The sequence below is a fragment of the Amycolatopsis sp. NPDC049688 genome, assembly GCF_040674975.1.
Taxonomy (GTDB): Bacteria; Actinomycetota; Actinomycetes; order Mycobacteriales; family Pseudonocardiaceae; genus Amycolatopsis.
This window is the reverse complement of sequence record NZ_JBFANY010000012.1, coordinates 155055-175786: the sequence shown is the minus strand read 5'-3', so window position 1 is coordinate 175786 and position 20732 is coordinate 155055. Positions and strand designations below refer to the sequence as shown.

The following is a 20732-nucleotide window of genomic DNA, read 5'->3' as shown; positions in this document are numbered from 1 at the left end:
ATCTCCTCTTTTATCACGCACCGCTGAGCGACAAGCCGCGGGAAACCCTGACGGAGGTCGCCCGGAGGGCCTACCCTAGACAGGAAACAGGCGGGCCTTTCCCCAGAGGGCCCCGGGTCAGTCGGGAGGCCGAGGGGATGGACCCCCGCGATCGGGCGGACGCCCTGCTCGCACGAGCCCAGGCGCGCGGTGTGTTCGTCGTGACACCCGACAGCGCGACGTCACCGATGGACTCGTCGAACACCCAGCAGATCCCGCGCGCGCAGATCGACGGGCTCGACCGCAGCCGCGACCCCGACACGACCACGCAGCTGCCGGCGTCGCTGATCGAGGAGAACGACCACCCGCTGGCCGGCTCTTCGCCGACCCGGCGGATGGAGGTCCAGGCCGGACGGCGGCCGCAGCAGACGACGCCGCTGAGCACGCCGTCGCCGACCACGCCGATGCCGGCCCCGCTGTCCCGCCGGCCCCAGGCCGAGCAGATCACGAGCCCGCTGAAGGAGCCCGATCCGGAGGACACCGGCCTGGTGCCGACGGTGACGCAGAACATCGGCAAGTCCGACCTTTCGCGCCGGCTCGACGGGATCTAGCGGGTTTCCAGCTTCAGCCGCAGCGCGAGGCCGAGCTTCACGGCGGCCAGCACCGGCTTCCAGGCGAGCCCCTGGTGGCGGTCGGCGAGGTAGCGGTAGGCGCTGGCGTGGTGCGCGGCCAGCATCTTCTTCGACGCCTGCGACGTCGAGTGCCCGCCTTCGTGCGTCACCCGCGAGGACGGCGCGTAGATGTTCAGCCAGCCCGCCTTGGCGAGCCGGTCGCCGAGGTCGACGTCCTCGAAGTACATGAAGTAGCGCGTGTCGAAGCCGCCGACGGAGTCGAAGGCTTCCCGGCGGAACAGCTGGCACGAGCCGGACAGCCAGCCCGAGACGCGCTCGGCCGGGGCGCCGGTCTCCTGCCGGTACTGCCTGGTCCAGGGGTTGCCGGGCCAGACCTTCGCGAAGACGGCGTGCCCGATCCCGCGCCCGAAGGACGGCAGCAGCCGCGCCGAGGGGTAGACGGTGCCGTCGAGATCGTGGATGAGCGGCCCGAAGGCACCCCCGCGCGGCCACCGCTTGGTGACCTCCAGCAGCGCGTCGAGCGACCCGGGCTCCCATTCGAGGTCCGGGTTGACGACGACGACCCAGCCGAAGGAGTCGTCGAGCTCGGCCACGCCCCGGTTGGCGGCGGTCCCGTAGCCGACGTTCTCCCCGATGGTGAGCAGCTGCACGTTCTTCCGGCCGGCGACAACCCGCTCGAGGGCCCCTTCAACGGACGCGTTGTCCGCGACGACCACCTTCACCTCGCGCTCGGTGGCCTTCTCGAGGGTGTCGAGGAACCGCTCGATGGTGTCCTCGGAGAAGTAGGTCACGGTCACGACGCCGACATCGTCGCCATAGCGGGAATGCTCAGTCACCCGGCCATTGTCCACTCGTCACGCAGGGCAACCCCGCCACCCCGCAGCCCGTGACGGAACGGTCGACTCGCGTGATCAGGAAGCCGACACGCGTGATTGCGAGGTCGACACACCCCGCGGGCCGGTCGCCACCGTGTCGACCCTCCAATCACGCGTGTCGACCCTCCAATCACGCGTGTCGACCCTTCGATCACGGTTCAGCGGGTGCGGAGGTGGCGGGACCAGGCCTTGGCGTACGCCTCCCGGTGCCGTTCCGCCGTCGTGGCCCACGAGAACTCCTTCGCGCGCTGCTGCGCCGCCGTCGCCAGCTCGGCCCGGCGGCCCGGGTCGTCCAGCAGCTCACCCAGCGCCGCCGCCACGTCGCCGGCGCCCACGCCGCAGTACGCCACCGCGTCGCCGCCCACCTCCGGTAGTGACAGCCGGCGCGTCGTCAGCACGCACGCGCCGCACGCCATCGCCTCCAGGACCGGGAGCCCGAACCCCTCGCCCAGTGACGGGTACGCCACCAGCTCCGCTCCGCCCAGGAAGCCGGCCAGCGTGCCGAACGGCAGGTACCCCGCCCGGATCACGCGCAGCCGGTGCGGGACCGCGTCCAGGGCCCGCTCCACCTGCGTGTCCCAGCCCGGCTGGCCCGCCAGGACGAGCGCCGGGGCGTCCCGGCGGCCGGCGACCGCGCGGGCGAAGCCGCGGATCAGCGCCGGCACGTTCTTCCGCGGCTCCAGCGCGCCCAGGAACGCCACGTACGGGGTCCGGCCCAGGCCGATCGCGGCCCGCGCCGCCGCGACCTCGGCCGGCGACGGCGGGTGGAAGCGCTCGCTGTCGACGCCGTGGTGAATCACTTCCAGGGAAGCGTGCCGCACCGGGCCGACGCGGGCCAGCTCCGTGGCCGTCGCCGCCGAGGGCACCACGCACAGCGTCGCGCGCCGCAACGCCGTCGCCGTCCACGCGCGGAAGAAGCGGGCCTTCACCGACGAGTGCAGCACCGCGTCGGTGAAGAACGTCGCGTCGTGCAGCGTCACCACCGAGGCCGCCGACGTCGCGAGGGGCATCGTGTAGTGCGGTGAATGCACCACGTCCGCGCCGAGGCGGCGGGCCAGGCGCGGCAGGGTCGCCTGTTCCCAGGTCAGCCGGGCCGTGCGGGTGGTCGTTGCCGGCGAGGCGGGCACGACGCGGGAGCGTGGCGCCAGCCGATCGTAAAGCTGCAGGTCGCGGGGCTGGCAGACCACGGTGATCCGCGCCCCGTCCGCGTCGAGGGCGGCGACGAGCGAATCCACGTACCGGCCGACCCCGCCGCGGTCCGCGGGCACCGCGGTCGCGTCGATCAGCACCCGGGGGTCATCGCTCACCCCAGCAGAGTACGGCGGCACCCCCGCGCGTTGGTGAGGAACTGGCAAACCGGGCAGGAGGCAGGTTCAGCCGTCGGCCGGCGCCGGAGATCACTGCAGGCGGCCGGGCGGCGGTCCGCAGCGCCGGCCTGACCAGAACAAGGTTCACTCGTGCGCGCGGCGGTGGATCGCCCAGACGGCTTCCGCCGCGCGACGCCACGTGAACGTCCGCGCCCGCTCCCGGCCCGACCGGACCAGGTCCGCGGCCAGCGACGGCGACCCCAGCACCTCGCGCAGCGCCTTCGCCAGCGCCGCCGCGTCCCCGCGCGGCACCATCACCCCCGCGCCGCCCGCCACCTCGGCCAGCGCCGGGACGTCGGTGTGCACCACCGGGACCCCGGCCGCCATCGCCTCGATCAGGCCCAGCCCGAATCCCTCGGCGAGGCTGGGTACGGCCAGCACGTCCGCCCGGCGCAGCGCGGTCGCCAGCTGGGCGTCCGTCACCTTTCCCAGCACCCGCAGCCGGTCGGCCGGCAGGCCGCGCTCGGCCGCCAGCGCCACCGGGTCGACGCCGCCCCAGCCCGGCTGGCCGGCCAGCACCAGCGCCGTGCCGTCCAGCGCCGCGACCGCGTCGACCAGCACGTCGATGCCCTTGCGCGGCTCGATCGTGCCGACCGCCAGCACGTACTGCACCGGGAGGTCCAGCTCGGCCGAGCCCTGGGGCACCCGCACGCCGTGCGGGACCACCCGCACCGGGACGTCGACGTCGATCAGCACGGCCAGCTCGTCGGCGACCGCCCGCGTCGGCACGACCAGCCCGGACGCCCTTCGCGCAGCCCGCGCGATCATCGACCGGTGCCAGCTCACGCCGCGCGCGGTGAGCGTCTCGGGGTGCGTCCACGGCACGGTGTCGTGCACGGTCACGCTCAGCGTCTTCCCGGCCGGGGCGCGCGGTGGCGCGAACGGCGTCGGCGCGTGCACCGCGTCGCCGCCCGGCCACCAGCGCAGGCCCAGCTGCCACGCGGCGACCAGCGCGCGCGGCGGGATCCGCAGCACCCGCGGCCCGTCGACGCCGTCCAGCCGGGCCGCGGCCACGTCGGCATGCCGCGCGACGACGCTGGACACCGTCCAGCCCGGCGGCGCGGTCTTCGCGAGCGCGGGGAGCAGCTCGGCCGTGTAGCGCCCGGTGCCACCGGGCACGGGCGCGAGGAGCTGCTCGGCGAGCACGACCAGTTCGGGCACGCGGCTATTGTGCGGGACGTGACCGTCAATCCCGCCACCACGGTGGTAGTCGTGACCTGGCGGGGTGCCCCGCACGTCACGGCCTGCCTCGACGCGCTCGCCGCGCAGACGCGTCCACATCGGACGCTCGTGGTGGACAACGCCTCCGACGACGGCACCGCCGCCCTGCTCGCGGCCCATCCCTCGCGCCCGGAAGTGCTCCGCCTCCCGCGCAACACCGGCTACGCGGGCGCGCTCGCCGTGGCCCTCGAAACAGTCGGGACGCCGTTCATGGCGTGGCTGAACGACGACGCCGAACCGGCGCCGGACTGGCTCGCCACGCTGGAGGACACCCTGGAGAAGGCGCCGCTGGCCGCCGCGGCGACCTCGCTGCTCGTGCGGCCCGACGGCGGCACGCAGTCCGCCGGCGTCCGGCTGACCGCCGACGGCCACGGCGCCGACGTCACCGAGCCCGCCGGCGAGGTGTTCGGCTTTTGCGGCGGAGCGGCCCTGCTGCGCACCGACGCCTTGAAGAGCGTGCACGGCGTTCCGGCCGGATTCTTCTGTTATTACGAGGACACCGACACGGCGTGGCGGCTGCGGCTGGCCGGGTGGGACGTCGTCGCGGCACCGGACGCCCGCGTCCGGCACGCCCACGGCGTCAGCAGCGAACTGGGCTCGCCCCTGTTCCATCGCTGGAACGAGCGCAACCGGCTGCTCATGCTGCTGCGCTGCGCACCCCGCGACGTCGCCGTGAAACAGCTGATCAGGTTCGCGGCGCTCACCGCCGTGCTGCCGCTGCGCCCCGGGCGCCCTGCCGCGGCCAACTTCCGGTTCGGCCTGCGCTGCCGGGTGCTCGCCGAGGTGGCCCTGCGGCTACCAGCGACGTTGCGGATGCGCCGCAAGATCACCCGCCGGGCGGCGCTCGGCCGAGGCGCGGTCTGGGAGGCATGGGCGGGCCTTTAAGCTTGCGCCAGGATCGACGACGAGGAGCTGGCTTTGGCGCAGGGGGATCCGCAACCGCTCGTCTCGGTGATCGTGGTCAACTACCACGGCGCCGACGACACGATCACCTGCCTGCGCGCGCTCGCCGAGCACGACTACCCCGAGCTCGAGCTGCTCTGCGTCGACAACTCGGACGAGGCCGCGCGCATCCGCGAAGCCGTTCCCGGGGCCCGGGTGATCGAGGCCGGCCGTAACACCGGCTTCGCCGGCGGCTGCAACCTCGGCGCGAGGCACGCCAAGGGAACCGTCCTCGCCTTTCTCAACAACGACGCCCGCCCGGCGCCCGGCTGGGTCTCCGCCGCGGTCGCCGAGCTGCGCGCCCAGCCCGGGGTCGCCGCCGTGGCCAGCAAGGTCCTCGACTGGGACGGCACCGGCACCGACTTCGTCGACGGCGGCCTGACCTGGTTCGGCATGGGCTACAAGCGCCACGCCGGCTCGCCACTGGCCGACGTCCCGGCCGCGGAGCACGAGGTCGCGAAGGACGTCCTGTTCGGCACCGGCTCGGCGCTGTTCGTCCGGGCGAGCGTGTTCGCCGAGCTCGGCGGCTTCGACGAGCGGTTCTTCATGTTCTACGAGGACGTCGACCTCGGCTGGCGGCTCAACCTCCGCGGCTGGCGCGTCCGGTACGTCCCGGAGTCGCTGACGTATCACCGCCACCACGCCACGATGGCGTCGGTCGACGCCCCCGAGACCGGCCGCGAGACGTTCCTCCTGGAGCGCAACGCCCTGGCCGCGCTGTACAAGAACCTCTCCGACGAGACCCTGGCCCGCGCGCTGCCCGCGGCGCTCGCGCTGGCCGTGCGCCGTGCCACCGCCCGCGGTGAGCTCGACCCGACCCAGCTGGACCTCGAACACGGCGTCGGCCCGATCGAATCCGGCGACGTCGCCATCCCGCGCACGACGCTCGCCGGGCTGCTGGCCATCGACCAGTTCGTCGAGCAGCTGCCGTCGCTGGCGGAGTCCCGCGCGGCCGAGCAGGCCGCCCGCGTCCGCACCGACGCTGACCTGCTTCCGTTGCTGCGCAAGGCGTTGGAGCCCGCCTACCCGCTCCCGCGCTACCTGGCCGCGCACGACATCCTCGTCGAGGCGTTCGGCATCGCCAAGGCGTTCGGGCAGCGCCGGAAGATCCTCGTGCTCACCGGCGACGCGCTCACCGAGCGGATGGCGGGCCCGGCGATCCGCGCCTGGAACATCGCGCTGGCCCTGGCCGCGGAGCACGACGTCCACCTCGTCACGACCAACCCCCTGGCGACCCCGCCGCCGGCGCCGTTCCGGGTCAGCGCGGGCAAGTTCCGCGAGCTCGACGCGCCGATCGCCTGGGCCGACGTCGTCGTCCTGCAGGGGCACGTGCTCGAACTGGCGCCCTCGCTGAAGAAGCAGCACAGCGGCAAGATCGTCGTCGCCGACCTGTACGACCCGATGCACCTCGAGCTGCTGGAGCAGGGCAAGGGCGTCGCGGACGACAAGCGCGCGGCCGACCTCGCGGGCGTCACGCGCGTCCTGGACGCCCAGCTCGAACGCGGCGACTTCTTCCTCTGCGCGTCCGAACGGCAGCGGCACTTCTGGCTCGGCCACCTCGCCGCGATGGGCCGGCTTTCGCCGCGGCTCTACGACGCCGACCCGACGACGCAGTCGCTGCTCGCGGTCGTCCCCTTCGGCCTGCCGGCCGAGCCGCCGGTGCGCACCGGGCCGGGCCTGCGCTCGTCGCTCGGCATCGGCGGCACCGACCACGTCGTGCTCTGGGCGGGCGGGGTGTACAGCTGGTTCGACCCGTTGACGCTGGTCCGCGCGATCGACCGGCTGCGCCGCAACCGCGGCGACGTCCGGCTCGTGTTCCTGGGTATGAAACACCCGAACCCCGAGGTCGCCGAGATGGACATCGGCACGCGGACGATCCGGCTGGCGGACTCGCTGGGGCTGACCGGCAAGCACGTCTACTTCAACGAGCAGTGGGTGCCCTACCACGAGCGCCAGAACTGGCTGCTCGACGCGAACTGCGGCGTCACGACGCACTACGAGCACGTCGAGACGACGTTCGCGTTCCGCACCCGCGTCCTCGACTACCTGTGGGCGGGGCTGCCGATCGTCACCACCGACGGCGACGCCTTCGCCGACCTGGTCCGGGCCGAGCGGCTCGGCGTGGTCGTCCCGGCCGAAGACGACGCCGCGCTGGCGGACGCGCTCGAGAAGGCGTTGTACGACGAGGAGTTCGCCGCGGGCTGCGTCGAACGGCTCGCCGTCGTCGCACAGCGGTTCGCGTGGCCGGAAGCGCTGAAGCCGCTGGTCGAGTTCTGCCGCGACCCGCGGCCGGCGGCCGACCGGCTGCCCGGGTCGGCGGATCTGGTGACGACGCCGGCGGTGCGCGGCCGGGCGATGCTGCGGCGGGACGTCGACCTGGTGCGCGAGTACCTCGCCGCGGGCGGCGCGTCGGAGCTGGCGCGGCGCGTCGCCGGCCGCGCGCTGAAGGTCGCGAAGCAACGGCTCCGCCGTGGCTAGGTCACTGAGCGTCCTCCTCGACGGCACTCCCCTACTCGGTGCGCGCACCGGGATCGGCCGGTACACGGCCGCGCTGAGCGAAGAACTGGTGTCGATCCCGGAGGTCGACATACGCGCGGTGGCGTTCACGCTGCGCGGCTGGCGGCGGCTGCGGCACGTGCTCCCGTACGGCGCCCGGGCGCGCGGGATGCCGGTGGCGGCGCGCCTGCTGCGGGCGGCGTGGCTGCGGTCGGACTTCCCGCCGGTGGAGCTGTTCGCCGGCCCCACCGACGTGGTGCACGGCACGAACTTCGTGCTGCCGGGCCGGTTCCGCGCGGCGGGCGTGGTGACGATCCACGACCTGGCCTTCCTGGACAACCCCGCGGAGCTCGCCCCGAGCGACCGCGGCCTGCCGGAGCTGGTCCGCCGCGGCGCCCGCCGCGCGAACGTCATCTGCACCCCGACGTCGGCGGTGGCCGACGCGGTGGCGGAGCGCCTGGACGTCTCCCGCGAGAAGATCGTGGTGACCCCGCTGGGCGTGAACCCGGCGTGGTTCACCGCGCGTCCCCCGGACGACGAGCGCCGGGCCCGCCTCGGCCTGCCGTCGCGCTACCTGTTGTTCGCCGGAGCGGCCGGGCCGCGCAAGGGCCTGGACTGGCTGACCCGCGCCCACGACGCGGCCCCGGACCTGCCGGACCTGGTGTTCGCGGGCCCGGGCCCGTTCCCCCGCGGCCCCCGGCGGTCCCAGACCGGCTATCTGTCCGATGTGGACCTGCGCACGGTGGTCGCGGGCGCGTCGGCGCTGGTGCTGCCGTCCCGCGACGAGGGCTTCGGCCTGCCGGTGCTGGAGGCGATGGCCTCGGACGTCCCGGTGGTCTGCACGGACATCCCGGCCCTGCGCGAGGTGGCGGGCGAGTGCGCCAGCCTGGTCCCGTACGGCGACGTGGACGGCCTGGCGGAGGCCCTGCGAACGGCGGTGACGGACCCGCACGCGGTGGCGACCTCGGCATCGAGGCGAGCCCACGCGGCGAACTTCACCTGGCGGACGTGCGCGGAGCTGACGGTCGGCGCGTACCGGCTGGCCTCAGGACGGCACTGATCCCTTGTAGGCAGCCAGGACCTCCTCGAGCGGGCCGGCCCCGCGGATCCGGCCTTCGTCCATCCACACCGCGTCGGTGCACAACTCCCTGAGCAGCTCGTCGGAATGCGAAGCGAAGACGAGGATCCCGGACCGGCGGGCGAGGTCCACCAGGCGTTCGCGGGCCTTGGCGAGGAAGGCCGCGTCGATCGCGCCGAGGCCTTCGTCGAGGATGAGGATTTCGGGGTCGATCGTGGTGACCACGCCGAGCGCGAGCCGGACCCGCATCCCGGCGGAGTAGGTGCGCAGGGGCAGGTGGAGGTAGTCGCCGAGCTCGGTGAACTCGGCGATATCGTCGACGCGCTCTTCCATCCGCGCGCGGTTCACGCCGAGGAACAGGCCCCGGATCAGGATGTTCTCCCGGCCGGAGACCTCGGGGTCCAGGCCGACGCCGAGGTCGAACACCGGCGCGATCCGGCCGGCGACCCGGGTATTGCCCCGCGTCGGCTCGTAGATGCCGGACAACAGCCGCAGCAGCGTCGACTTGCCGGCGCCGTTGTGCCCGACCAGCCCGACGCGATCGCCGTCGCCGAGGGACAGCGTGATGTCCCGCGGGGCCTCGATGACCGGCGCTTTCGCGCCCGTGCCGATCTTCCCGCCGACCTTGCCGAGCACCCGTTTCTTCAGCGACCGCGTCTTGGCGTCGAAGATCGGGAAGTCGACGGAGGCGTTGCGCACCTCGATGCTCACCATGCCTGCCACCCCTTCGGACCTGAATGCGAATGCAAGTTATCATTCGCATTCGGAGGGCGATCGACAGGAGGGACAGCGATGCACGAGGGGTTCCATCCACCGCAGCAGGCGCGCAGCCGGGCGTCCCTGGAGAAGGTGCTGGCCGCGGCCGAGCACGTGCTCGCCCATCGCGGCCACGAGGAGTTCACCATCGGCGCGGTCGCCGAACAGGCCGGACTGTCGGTGGGCGCGATCTACCGCCGGTTCGACGGCAAGGACCAGCTCCTGTACGCCGTGAAGGACCAGTTGCTCGGCCGCCTGGAGACGAGCGTCGCCGAAGCGCTCCGCGATTCAGAGCCCGGAGTGCGCGAGGTCGTCGGCGCCTTCACCCGCGCACTGGCGGACACCTTCGCCGCTCATGACCGCATCTTCCCCGAGCTGCTCGACGGCCAGCGCGAAGACGGCCGCGATCGGGGCCTGCGCGCCTTGGCCACCATTCACGAGGCGTTCGTCGCGGCCGCGGGAGACGGTCCGGCCGTCCGGATGGCCGCCCGGACCGTCATCGGCGCCTGCGTGCACCGCGCGGCCACCGCCCGGCTCTGGACCGACGACTTGGACTGGACCACCTGGGCCGCCGAAACGGCGGAGATGACGCTCGCCTATTTGGCGGCCGCGAAGTAGGCGGCCAGCGCCTCTTCCCACGGCCGCATCGGGGTCAGCCAGGCCTCACGCCATGAAGCCGGGGACAGCACCGAGTACGCCGGTCGCGCGGCCGGGCGGGGGAACTCCGCCGTCGTACACGGCTGCACCCGGGCCGGGTCCGCGCCCAAGTGCTCGAAGATCGCCCGGGCGAACCCGCACCAGGTGACCGCGCCCGCGTTGGTGCAGTGCAGGATCCGCCGCTCCGGCCCGTCACCCGCCGCCGCGCGGGAGGCCAGCTCGAGCAGGCCCGCGGCCAGGTCGGCCGTCCACGTGGGACCGCCCACCTGATCGTCCACAACGGACAACTCCGGCCGGGAAGACTCCAGCGACACCATCGTCTTCACGAAGTTCGTCCCGGTCTTGCCGTACAACCACCCGGTCCGCACCACCCACGACGACGCGCCGGACCCGAGGACCGCGTCCTCGCCCGCCGCCTTCGTGCGGCCGTACGCCGAACGCGGCCCCAGCTCGTCGGACGGCTCGTACGGCGACGAAGCGTCCCCCGGGAAGACGTAGTCGGTCGACACGTGGATCAGCGGCACCCGGCGGGACGCGCAGGCCGCCGCGAGCACGCGCGGCCCGTCGGCGTTCACCGCGAACGCGCGCTCCTCGTCCGTCTCCGCCGCGTCGACCGCCGTGTACGCCGCCGCGTTGACGACGACCGGTGCCGAACCCGACTCCCGCGCCCGCTCGGCCAGCGCGCCGACCGCCGCCAGCACCTGGCCCGCCTGCGTCACGTCCAGCTCGGCCGACCCCGGGGCCACGACCTCCACCGAAGGCGACGCCAGCGCGGCGAGATCCCGGCCGAGCTGCCCGGAACCCCCGGGCACGAGCACCGTCAGCCGCACAGGCACTTCCTCTACTTCCGGAGGGCGGTCCGCTCGGCCAGCGGTTCCCACCACGCGCGATTTTCCGTGTACCAGGCCACTGTCGCGGCCAGACCGTCCTCGAAGGACACGCGCGGAGCGTACCCCAGCTCCTTGTTGATCTTCGTGATGTCCACCGAGTAGCGGCGGTCGTGGCCCTTGCGGTCCTCGACCGGCTCGACGCTGTCCCAGCCCGCACCGACCGCCTGGAGCAGCTTCTCCGTCAGCTCGCGGTTGGTGAGCTCGGTGCCGCCGCCGATGTTGTAGATCTCGCCCGGCCGGCCCCCCTCGGCGACCAGCTGGATGCCGAAGCAGTGGTCGTCCACGTGCAGCCAGTCACGGACGTTGAGCCCGTCGCCGTAGAGCGGCACCTTCCGCCCGTCCAGCAGGTGCGTGACGAACAGCGGGATGACCTTCTCCGGGAACTGGTACGGACCGTAGTTGTTGGAGCACCGGGTGATGCACACCGGCAGCCCGTGGGTGCGGAAGAACGACCGCGCCACCAGGTCCGACGACGCCTTCGACGCCGAGTACGGCGAGTTCGGCTCCAGCACGTGGTCTTCGGTCCACGAGCCGTGCTCGATCGAGCCGTACACCTCGTCGGTGGACACGTGCACGAACTTGCCGACGCCCGCTTCCAGCGCCGCCTGCAGCAGGTTCTGCGTGCCGAGCACGTTGGTCAGCACGAAGTCGGCGGCCCCGAGGATCGAGCGGTCCACATGGGACTCCGCGGCGAAGTGCACGACCAGGTCCACGCCGGTCATCACGTCGGTGACGAGCGCGGTGTCGCAGATGTCGCCGCGCACGAAGCGCAGCCGCGGGTCCGCGGCGACCGGCGCCAGGTTCGCCTCGTTGCCCGCGTAGGTGAGCTTGTCGAGCACGACCACCTCGGCGTCGCGCAGCGCCGGGTAGGCGCCGGTCAGCACCTGCCGGACGTAGTGCGACCCGATGAAGCCGGCACCACCGGTGACCAGGACCCGCATCTTCCCGCCTTCCCTTCGTGCCCCGGGCGGGGCATACCGCCCCCAGCCTACGGAGGTCCCACAACACCCTCAGTAGAGTCTGATCGGAGGCACACGGGTGCCCTGGGGGAAGCACGGGGTCAATGGGGAGGAAGCGCGTGACCGAACAGGCTGCGCCGACCATCCCGGCGCGTCGCGGCCACGGCGTCGCGGTCCTCGCCCGCCGCGGCGGCAAGGTCGTGCTGTCCATGCTGTCCGTCGCCGTCCTGGCCCTGACCTGGTACGGCTGGCACTACATCGGCGACCCGAACACCGGCCTGACGACCACGAACGTCTTCGCCGACACCGAGGCGCACGCGAAGCCGCTCGACGGCGCGATCGACATCCTGCTGGTCGGCCAGGACAGCCGCACGGACGCGCAGGGCAACCCGCTGCCCCGCGAAGTGCTGGACATGCTGCACGCCGGCGTCTCCGACGGCGAGCTGAACACCGACACGATGATCCTCGTGCACATCCCCCAGAACGGGAAGCACGCGATCGCGATCTCCTTCCCCCGCGATTCGTGGGTGGAGCTGACCGGCGGCTTCGGCAAGCACAAGCTCAACAGCGCGTTCGTCTACGCCTACACCGACACCTACCGCGCGTTGCAGCGCCAGGGCGTGACCGACCTGAAGCAGGCCGACCAGGAAGCGAAGGTCGCCGGGCGCAAGAACCTCATCGCCACGCTCGAGAAGTTCATCGGCAAGCCGGGCATGATCGACCGCTACGCCGAGGTGAACCTGGCGAGCTTCTACGAGATCACCAAGTCGATCGGCGGCGTCGAGGTCTGTCTCAAGGGACCGGTCAAGGAGACGAAGTCCGGCGTGGACCTGCCGGGCGGCCGCCAGACGATCGAGGGCGTGCAGGCGCTCGCGTTCGTCCGCCAGCGCTACGGCCTGCCCAACTACGACCTCGACCGGATCGCGCGCCAGCAGGCGTTCCTGTCCGGGCTGGCCCGCAAGGTCATTTCGACCGACGTGCTCACCAGCCCGGCGAAGATCGCCGACCTGGTCTCCGCGGTGAAGAAGTCCGTCGTGGTGTCGCAGGGCTGGGACCTGACCGAGTTCGCCGAGCAGATGCGCGGCCTGACCGGCGGCAACATCGAGTTCCACACCATCCCGACGCTGGGCAACGCGAACATCGGCGGCGCGGACGTGCTGCGCGTCGACCCGGCCGCGGTGGCGGCCGAGGTGACGCGGCTGACGTCGGACGGCAGCACGCCGGCCGCCCCGACGCCGGCGCAGGTGCCCGGCGCGAAGGCCGTCACGGTCGAACTGTTCGACGGCTCGGGCTCGCCGGCGGTGGCCGGCCAGACGCACTCGATGCTGCAGAGCAAGGGCTTCACCCTCGGCGCCGACCAGCGGCTGAGCACCCGCAACACGACGGTGGTCCGGTACAACCCGGCCGACGAAACCGCGTTGGGCCTGGTCAAGCAGGCTCTCGGCGGCAGCGTCCAGGCCGAACCGGACCGCGACGTCCCGGCCGGGCACGTGCGCGTGCTGCTGGGCAAGGACTTCCGGAACTCGGCAGCCGGCGCGGGTGGCGCGCCGACGTCGTCGGCCGCGAAGCCGCCGGTGGTCCCGACGACGGTTTCCACCCCCGCCGCGCCGCCGATCACGGCGGGCGACGTCCCCTGCGTCAACTAGACTGCACACGCAGGGTGTTCGGGGGAGGTAGGCCAGCGTGGCGGATGAGCAGGAAGAACCGGAGGCGATCGCCGATCCGGTGACGCCGAGTGACGACCCGAGACGGTCGCGGGCACGCCGGGCCGGGCGGGTGACGCGCCGGGTGGCGCTGGGCCTGGTGTCGCTGCTCGCGCTGGGTGCCAGCGGCTACGCCTACGTCACCAAGGACCAGCTGCAGAGCACGATCCCGACGACGGACGCGCTGACCCCGCGGGCCGGCGAGCCCGCGCCGCCCCCGGCGGACGACGGCGCGGAGGACATCCTGCTCGTCGGCAGCGACGCCCGGACGGACGCGCAGGGCAACGCGCTGCCGGCGCGGGTGCTGCGCCAGCTGCGCACGGAAGCCAACAACGGCGCGGTGAACACCGACACGGTGATCGTGCTGCGGGTGCCGAAGAACGGCGGCAAGCCGTCGGCGGTCTCGATCCCGCGCGACACGTGGACGGCCATCCCGGGCCGCGGCGAAGCCAAGATCAACTCGGCCTACGGCGTCGCGAAGGCGCACGCGGCGCAGGCGTTGCGCGGGCAGGGCGAGCACGACCAGGCGAAGATCGAGCGCGACTCCGACACCGAGGGCCGCCGGGTCCTGGTGCAGGCGGTGCAGGACCTGACGCAGGTGCGGATCGACCACTACGCCGAGATCAACCTGCTGGGCTTCTACCTGCTGACCGAGGCGCTGGGCGGGGTCAAGGTGTGCCTGAACCACGCGACCGAGGACAAGGACTCGGGCGCGAACTTCCACCGCGGCGAGCAGACGGTGTCGGGCGGCGAGGCGCTGTCGTTCGTCCGCCAGCGCAAGAACCTGCCCCGCGGCGACCTGGACCGGATCGTCCGGCAGCAGGCGTTCCTGTCGTCGGCGCTGCACCAGCTGCTCTCGGCGGGCACCCTGACCAGCCCGGGAACGCTGAACGACCTGATGGACGCGGTGCACCGGTCGTTGACCCTGGACCCGGGCCTCGACCTGCTGCAGTTCGCCCAGCAGGCGAAGGGCATCGCGTCGGGCGACTTGACGTTCGCGACGATCCCGGTGGTGACGGCGAACGGCCGGAGTGCGGACGGCCAGAGCATCGTGCAGATCGACGTGAAGGCGGTCCGCGACTTCGTGGCGGGCTTGGCGGGCCGGTCGGCCGCGCCGGCCCCGGCGGGTGGCGGCTCGGGCAGCGGCGCCGCCCCCGGCGCGGCGCCGCTGCTCCGAGACTCCCCCGGGGTCCCCTGCGTCAACTGAAGTCGGCGCGGTGCTCCTCGGCCCACTGCCGGAACGTCCGCGGTGCGTTCCCCGTCACCTCGCGCACCACATCCGTCACCTTCGATGGCTCCTGCAACGTCCGCGCCCAGGCCCCGAGCACCGACGCCGGCACCTCCGGCGGCCAGCCCAGCGCCAGCATCCGCTCGATCGCCTGGTCCTTCGTCAGTTCTTCGACTCGCAACGGCCGGCCGAGGACGTCCGAGAGGACCTCGGCCTGCTCGCGGAACGAGATCGGCTCCGGGCCCGTCAGCGCAAGGGACTCCCCGTCGTGCGAGCCGTCGACCAGGATGCGGGCCGCGACGTCGGCGATGTCCCGTTCGTGGATCGCCCCGATCCGCGAGTCCGGGTAGGCCGTCCGGACCACCCCTTCGGCGATGTCCGCGCGCCAGCCCAGGGTGTTCGTCGCGAAGGCGCCCGGGTTCAGCGCCGTCGAAGCGAACGACCCCGCGGCCAGGGCCTGCTCGACCGCGCGGTGCAGCCCCGCGATCCGGCTCTGCGCGGCATCCGGTTCGAGCGTCGCGGCCGACGACAGCAGCACGACGTGCCGCACCCCGGCCGCTTCGGCCGCCTTCACGAATCCCTCGATCCCCTGCGGCCGCGTGTACAGGAAGGCCGCGGAGACGCCGTCGAGCGCGGGCTCCAGCGTCGAGGCGTCTTCGAGGTCCGCGCTCACCTTCGCGACGCCGTCCGGGACGTCGAGCTTCGAGGCGTCGCGGCTCGACGCGCGGACGTCCTGACCTGCGGCGACGAGCGCGTCGACCACCGCGCGCCCGACGTGTCCGGTGGCTCCGGTGACGAGAATGGTCATGTATGCCCCCAGCTCCGAGATATTTTGCTTTAAAAGCAAACGTACTGAGACTGGAGATGCCGTGTCAACCGGCAGCGCGCGTGGTCCGCGCTTTAGCCTGTCCGCATGAGCCTGACCGACGAGCTGCTGCGCCCGCTGCTGGCCTCGCCCGCCAAACCGTTGATCACCCACTACGACGACCAGCTGGGCAGCCGCGTCGAGCTGTCCGTCGCGACCACGGCCAACTGGGCGGCGAAGACCGCCAACTGGCTGACCGAAGAGTTCGACGTCGAACCGGGCGACGCCGTGGCGGTGCAGCTCCCGGCGCACTGGCAGACCGTCGGCGTGCTGCTCGGGGCGTGGTGGTGCGGGGCGCGGGTGGTGACCGAGGGCGCCGGCGCGCGGCTGGCGTTCGTCGGCCCGGACGACCCGGAACCGACCGGCGCGGCGGCCACCGCCGTCGTCACGCTGGATCCCATGGGCCGCGGCCTCACCGAGCCGCCGGGCGGCGGCGCGTTCGACTACCTGTCCGAGGCGCGGACCGCGGGCGACCAGTACAGCCCGCTCTTCCCGGTACCCGGCGACACGACGGCGCTCTTCGGATCCACTGTGGACGAGGTACTGGCCGAAGCCAGGGCCCGCGCCGCGAAACTCGGCCTCACCGCGGACGACCGGGTGCTGTCCACCCGGGACTGGGACGGCCCGGACGGCATCCTCGACGGCCTGCTCGTCCCCCTGGCCGCGGGCGCCCACCTGGTCCACGTGAGCAACGCGGACCAGGCGAAGCTGGGAGCCCGCCGTGATGCGGAGCGCACCACGGCGGACCTCCCGGGCTAGGCGCTGGCCAGCTCGCCCGCCTCGACGTCGCGGCGGGCGCGCTTGCGGCCCCACAGCAGGTGGTCGAGCGAAAGGCGCCCGCCGTTGAAGCCGAGGGCAAGGCCGGCGAGCGCGAGCACGAGGACCAGCTCGTAGCCGCCCTGGCCGGTCAGGCCGTTGTCGATGTGCACCGAGAGCAGCGCGCCGACCGAGATCACGACGTAGCCGATGCCGACGAGCGGCAGCAGGAAGCCGACGATGAACGCGATCGAACCGAGGATCTCCACGGTCATCGCGAAGACCGCGGCGGCGGTGGGCAGCGGGATGCCCGTCATCTCGAAGAACTTCGCCGTGCCGTCGATACCGTTGTTCCACTTCTGCAGCCCGTGCGCGAGGAAGACGACCGCGACGCCGATCCTCCCCAGCAACAGGGCCACGTCCTTGAATCGTCCGAACATCCGGTTTCAGCTCCCGAGTAGGTGAAAGTTCAACTGACCCGACCCAAAGTAGGGCACCGGGTACCCGCACCCGAAGCTCCGGAGCGTGATCGACAGGAAACCGACAGGGACGTTCAGCGCTTGTGCGCCCGGGCCGCGCCGAAGCAGTACACGCCGAACGCGGCGAGGCCGAGGGCCACGACGATCAGCAGCACGGTGCCGAAGGGCTGAGCGGAGAGCGTCTTGAGGGCGGCGTCCAGGCCGCCGGCCTTGTTCGGGTCGGCCGTGAACCCGGCGATGGCCAGCAGGATCGCGACGATGGCCAGGACGACAGCCTTGGCGAGGTAGCCCGTGGTGCCGATCCAGCCGATCCAGCGCTTGGTCTTCCCCGGCAGCTCGGTCGTGTTCAGGTCCTCGAGGAACTTCTTCTTCACGCCCTTGACGGCCGCCGCGATGGCGACGCCGAGAATGGCCGCGGCGGCGATCACGACCAGCGCGGGTCCGGCCGGCAGCTTGAGCAGCTCGGCGGTGAACTCCTGTTGCTTCTGGTTGCTGGACCCGCCGCCCCCGCTGCCGCTGGCGATGCGGATGGCGGTGATGCCAAGCAGGATCACGACGACGCCGCGCGCGGCCGCGCCGATCCGCTTGCGCGTCCGCTTGCCGCCGCTGACCCACTCGTAGCCGGTGGCGGCCATCAGGAACTGCCAGAGGCCGAAGAGGATCAGGCCGACGGCGACGATCCAGAGCAGGATCTGGCCGAACGCCGTGGAGCCGATCTGCTGCAGAGCGCCCTTCTGGTCCGCCTGCTCGCTGTCACCGAAGGCGACCTGCAGGGCGAGGTAGGCGATGACCAGGTGCACGACGCCGTAGCACGCCATGCCGGCGCGGCCGAGCACTTGCGCGGTGTTGCTCTTCTCGCCTCTTTCGGCGGTGGCCTCTGTCCGGTTCATGCCTGCTGTAGTACCCACGTCCGACCTTGATCCGCTGGGCCAAGCGGACTAATCACTTGCTGTGCCTGAGCCGCGCGCCCGCGTGGCCGCCCCCGGGCTAGGCGGGGCGGCGCCGCACCTCGTCGAGGCCGGCCCAGCCGCCGTTGACCGCGAGCAGCGTCAGCACCTGTTCGGCTTGTTCGGCGAACCGGGTGAGGTCCTCGTGCAGCAGGGCCGCGCGCTCGCCGTCGAGCTGGTCGAAGTCGTCGAACCACAGCGAGATGGCGGAGCCCGCGGTGACGGCGAGCCCCTGCGTCAGGCTCAGGAACCTCGGCGACGGCTCGTCGGCGGCCGCGCGGTAAGCGGTTTCGATCTCGTCGCAGGCGGCGAGCAGGTCACGCAGCTGGCGAACGGCCCCGGCCGGGGTCCCGTCCCAGGCGGCGGTCGGCCAGGCGCGATCGGACAGCTCGAGCCACAGCCGCCAGCCGGCGACCAGCTCGGCTTCGTCGTGGGGCGTCCAGGACGCCGGAACCGGCCAGTACATGCTTCGAGGGTGACACCGGCGGAGCGCAAATCCGCCCCGCCGGTGGGTTATGTCTCATGTGGCGAAACTCAGGAGATGACGGGCGCCACGGGCACACACGGAGGCGTCTTGGCGTGCGCCGGATCGAGCGCGTTGAGCACGAGCCCGGCGGCCACGGGGTCGTAGGTGATGCCGAGGTGGTCGGTGAAGTCGAGCCCGCAGACGTTCTGCAGCAGAATGTTCCGCACGTTCGGCCCGGGCGCCAGGAACGCACTGGCGTACGGCGTCACGACGTCGTCGTACCGGGTCTGGATGACGGTGTACTGGATCCCGGGCACGGTCTCCCCACCGGCGTTGAGATCGGCGAGGAAGCCGGACCCGACGGCTTGGTCGTTGCAGGCCTGGCAGACGGTCCCGAGCGCGGCGGGCACCCCGGGAACCATCTCGAGGGTGCTGAGAAGCCCGAAGAGATCGGTCCCGTGGTTAGAGGGAGAGAGCCCGACCACCCGGCTGATCTTGTCCGAGCCCCCGAGATACTTGATCCAGTACCGGACGTTCATCCCACCCTGCGAGTGCCCGACGACATCGAGCTTGGCCGCCCCGGTGGCGGCGAGGATCCGATCCCCGAAGGAGGCAAGCGCTTTCGCGGTGTCGGCAACGGGCCCGACGGTCTGCAGGAAGGCCCCGGGAGCCCCACCGAAGTTCCCGGCAAAGACGCAGTAGCCGGCGGAGGCGAGCCTCTGCGAGAGGCTGGCCCAGTTCTCATAGGCGTTGGCAGTGGTCCCGTTGGAGAGAAGAACGGGATCGGGATGAGCCGAGCTGGGCCGGCACCCCCAGTCATTGGCCCCGGGAGGAGCAAGGGTGGGATCCGCAAGCGAGTAGACGGCAGCGGCAAGGATGTTGGGCTGAACAGGCCCGGAAGGCTCCTGTTCAGCGGAGGCAACGCCGGCCCCCAGCCCAACCAAAGCCACCGAAGCGGCAACGACCAAGACGAACCTGCGCCCCATTGCGCCCATCCGTTCCACCTCTCAGCGAACCGCGGTGACCAGCATCACCAAGAGGCTTAACGCACGAGTAGCCACCAGGAAGCTCACCCCAGTGAGTGAATCCGAAAGCCGCACAGACCCACCCACCCCAGCCCCGGCGCAACCCAGACCCCCCGCAACCCCGATACGAAGCCAGAACACGGCCGGCGGCATGTTGTCAAGGCACGCTTTCCCGCCTTGACAACATGCCGCCGGCCGTAGTCACAATCAGGCTTCGGGGTTGCAACCCGAAGAAAGTCAGCCCTTCAAAAGAGCCCGAGCCATAACAACCTTCTGAATCTGATTGGTCCCCTCGTAAATCTGGGTGATCTTGGCATCCCGCATCATCCGCTCAACAGGGAAGTCCCGGGTATACCCAGCCCCACCAAAGAGCTGAACAGCATCCGTAGTCACCTCCATGGCAATATCGGACGCATAAGCCTTCGCAGCAGAAGCCATGAACCCAGCCCGCTTGTCCCCCCGCTCAGAAGCAGCAGCAGAGGCATAAACGAGGTGACGAGCAGCCTCGATCTTCGTCCCCATATCGGCAAGCATGAACTGAACACCCTGGAACTCGGAGATCGACTTGCCGAACTGCTTCCGGTCCTTGACGTACGCCACCGCCGCATCGAGAGCACCCTGGGCAATGCCCAGCGCCTGCGCGCCGATCGTCGGGCGGGTGTGATCCAGCGTGCGCAGCGCCGTCTTCAGGCCGGTGCCGGGCTCACCAATGATCCGATCCGAAGGAATAGTGCAGTTCTCGAAGTAAATCTCCCGAGTAGGAGACCCCTTGATCCCCAGCTTCTTCTCCTTCGGCCCCACCGAGAACCCAGGATCATCCTTGTGCACGACAAAAGCCGAAATCCCATTGGCCTTCTTCTCGGCATCAGGATCGGTGACAGCCATAACGGTGTACCAAGAAGACTCACCAGCATTGGTGATCCAAGCCTTGGTCCCGTTGAGCACCCAGTGGTCACCGTCCAGCCGAGCCCGAGTCCGCATGGAAGCGGTATCCGACCCAGCCTCCCGCTCCGAAAGCGCGTACGAAGCCGAAGCCTCACCAGAAGCAATAGAAGGCAGAACAAGCTTCTTCAACGACTCGGAAGCCGACAGGATGATCGGCTGAGTACCCAGCTTGTTCACCGCGGGGATCAGCGATGCCGAAGCATCGACCCGAGCCACCTCTTCGATCACGATGCAGACACCGACCGCATCGGCACCCTGCCCGTCGTACTCCTCACCGATGTGCACCGCGTTGAAGCCGGACTTCACGAGAGCGTTGTAAGCCTCGATCGGGTAACGCTCGTTCTCGTCGACCTCCGCCGCGTAGGGCGCGATCTCCTTCTCGGCCAGGGCCCGGACCGCGGCCCGCAGCTCCTCGTGCTCCTCGGCAAGCTGGTACAGGCCGTCGGTCACTTCCGGTCACCTTCTC

At 71.6% G+C, this 20732-nt stretch carries 20 protein-coding genes; 8 read left to right on the top strand and 12 right to left on the bottom strand.

The window, feature by feature from the left end; translation table 11 throughout:
• The first annotated feature begins 137 nt into the window (after positions 1-137).
• The gene (locus AB0J55_RS31940) at positions 138-590 is read left to right on the top strand and encodes a hypothetical protein (protein ID WP_364256798.1); all 453 of its coding nucleotides are present in this window, start codon (positions 138-140) and stop codon (positions 588-590) included.
• Here the strand turns inward: AB0J55_RS31940 and AB0J55_RS31935 are convergent.
• The 3 genes from AB0J55_RS31935 to AB0J55_RS31925 all read right to left on the bottom strand — a co-directional run bounded on the left by AB0J55_RS31935 (position 587) and on the right by AB0J55_RS31925 (position 4014).
• Complete coding sequence (locus AB0J55_RS31935; protein ID WP_364256796.1) at positions 587-1447, bottom strand: glycosyltransferase family 2 protein; 861 nt, start codon at positions 1445-1447, stop codon at positions 587-589. The two genes, AB0J55_RS31940 and AB0J55_RS31935, sit on opposite strands and share 4 nt — an antisense overlap.
• A 197-nt stretch (positions 1448-1644) precedes the next feature.
• Complete coding sequence (locus AB0J55_RS31930; protein WP_364257068.1) at positions 1645-2775, bottom strand: glycosyltransferase family 1 protein; 1131 nt, start codon at positions 2773-2775, stop codon at positions 1645-1647.
• 162 nt (positions 2776-2937) lie between these two features.
• A complete protein-coding gene (locus tag AB0J55_RS31925; RefSeq protein ID WP_364256793.1) occupies positions 2938-4014 on the bottom strand; it encodes a glycosyltransferase family 1 protein in 1077 nt (358 codons plus the stop codon).
• A gap of 9 nt (positions 4015-4023) precedes the next feature.
• Here AB0J55_RS31925 and AB0J55_RS31920 point away from each other — a divergent pair, with 9 nt between their 5' ends.
• From AB0J55_RS31920 to AB0J55_RS31910, 3 genes are read left to right on the top strand one after another with little or no spacing between them, the layout of a single operon-like run.
• Complete coding sequence (locus tag AB0J55_RS31920) at positions 4024-4959, top strand: glycosyltransferase family 2 protein (protein ID WP_364256790.1); 936 nt, start codon at positions 4024-4026, stop codon at positions 4957-4959.
• Positions 4960-4992: 33 nt separating this feature from the next.
• On the top strand, positions 4993-7494 hold the full coding sequence (locus tag AB0J55_RS31915; RefSeq protein WP_364256787.1) for a glycosyltransferase: 2502 nt from the start codon (positions 4993-4995) through the stop codon (positions 7492-7494).
• Entirely contained in the window at positions 7487-8572 is a 1086-nt protein-coding gene (locus tag AB0J55_RS31910) for a glycosyltransferase family 1 protein (RefSeq protein ID WP_364256785.1), read from the top strand. The genes AB0J55_RS31915 and AB0J55_RS31910 overlap by 8 nt, the downstream gene beginning before the upstream one ends.
• Here the strand turns inward: AB0J55_RS31910 and AB0J55_RS31905 are convergent.
• Positions 8558-9304: an ABC transporter ATP-binding protein gene (locus tag AB0J55_RS31905; RefSeq protein WP_364256782.1), complete on the bottom strand. Its 747-nt coding sequence runs from the start codon at positions 9302-9304 to the stop codon at positions 8558-8560. The genes AB0J55_RS31910 and AB0J55_RS31905 overlap by 15 nt on opposite strands.
• Before the next feature lie 78 nt (positions 9305-9382).
• Here AB0J55_RS31905 and AB0J55_RS31900 point away from each other — a divergent pair, with 78 nt between their 5' ends.
• Positions 9383-9964 (top strand): TetR/AcrR family transcriptional regulator, encoded by a 582-nt coding sequence (locus tag AB0J55_RS31900; RefSeq protein ID WP_364256779.1) that lies wholly within the window; start codon positions 9383-9385, stop codon positions 9962-9964.
• Here AB0J55_RS31900 and rfbD read toward each other — a convergent pair.
• Positions 9943-10839, bottom strand: coding sequence for a dTDP-4-dehydrorhamnose reductase (gene rfbD / locus AB0J55_RS31895; protein ID WP_364256776.1), 897 nt, complete (start codon positions 10837-10839; stop codon positions 9943-9945). The genes AB0J55_RS31900 and rfbD overlap by 22 nt on opposite strands.
• 5 nt (positions 10840-10844) lie before the next feature.
• A complete protein-coding gene (rfbB, locus tag AB0J55_RS31890) occupies positions 10845-11834 on the bottom strand; it encodes a dTDP-glucose 4,6-dehydratase (protein ID WP_364256773.1) in 990 nt (329 codons plus the stop codon).
• Between the two features lie 137 nt (positions 11835-11971).
• Between rfbB and AB0J55_RS31885 the strand changes: the two genes are divergently transcribed.
• Positions 11972-13498, top strand: a complete 1527-nt coding sequence (locus AB0J55_RS31885; protein ID WP_364256770.1) for an LCP family protein — start codon at positions 11972-11974, stop codon at positions 13496-13498.
• Between the two features lie 67 nt (positions 13499-13565).
• Entirely contained in the window at positions 13566-14762 is a 1197-nt protein-coding gene (locus tag AB0J55_RS31880) for an LCP family protein (RefSeq protein ID WP_364257065.1), read from the top strand.
• Here the strand turns inward: AB0J55_RS31880 and AB0J55_RS31875 are convergent.
• Complete coding sequence (locus tag AB0J55_RS31875; protein ID WP_364256768.1) at positions 14755-15591, bottom strand: NAD(P)H-binding protein; 837 nt, start codon at positions 15589-15591, stop codon at positions 14755-14757. The genes AB0J55_RS31880 and AB0J55_RS31875 overlap by 8 nt on opposite strands.
• Before the next feature lie 105 nt (positions 15592-15696).
• On the opposite strand from AB0J55_RS31875, the gene AB0J55_RS31870 reads away from it, so the two are divergent.
• Positions 15697-16407: a TIGR03089 family protein gene (locus AB0J55_RS31870; RefSeq protein ID WP_364256765.1), complete on the top strand. Its 711-nt coding sequence runs from the start codon at positions 15697-15699 to the stop codon at positions 16405-16407.
• On the opposite strand, the gene AB0J55_RS31865 is transcribed toward AB0J55_RS31870, so the two are convergent.
• The 5 genes from AB0J55_RS31865 to AB0J55_RS31845 form a co-directional block, all read right to left on the bottom strand.
• A complete protein-coding gene (locus AB0J55_RS31865; protein WP_364256762.1) occupies positions 16404-16844 on the bottom strand; it encodes a DoxX family protein in 441 nt (146 codons plus the stop codon). The genes AB0J55_RS31870 and AB0J55_RS31865 overlap by 4 nt on opposite strands.
• Before the next feature lie 113 nt (positions 16845-16957).
• A complete protein-coding gene (locus AB0J55_RS31860; protein ID WP_364256760.1) occupies positions 16958-17773 on the bottom strand; it encodes a DUF1206 domain-containing protein in 816 nt (271 codons plus the stop codon).
• A 97-nt stretch (positions 17774-17870) separates the two neighbouring features.
• On the bottom strand, positions 17871-18296 hold the full coding sequence (locus AB0J55_RS31855) for a hypothetical protein (protein WP_364256757.1): 426 nt from the start codon (positions 18294-18296) through the stop codon (positions 17871-17873).
• Between the two features lie 68 nt (positions 18297-18364).
• Positions 18365-19291 (bottom strand): alpha/beta fold hydrolase, encoded by a 927-nt coding sequence (locus AB0J55_RS31850; RefSeq protein WP_364256754.1) that lies wholly within the window; start codon positions 19289-19291, stop codon positions 18365-18367.
• A 267-nt stretch (positions 19292-19558) separates the two neighbouring features.
• On the bottom strand, positions 19559-20716 hold the full coding sequence (locus tag AB0J55_RS31845; RefSeq protein ID WP_364256751.1) for an acyl-CoA dehydrogenase family protein: 1158 nt from the start codon (positions 20714-20716) through the stop codon (positions 19559-19561).
• Positions 20717-20732: the final 16 nt, after the last annotated feature.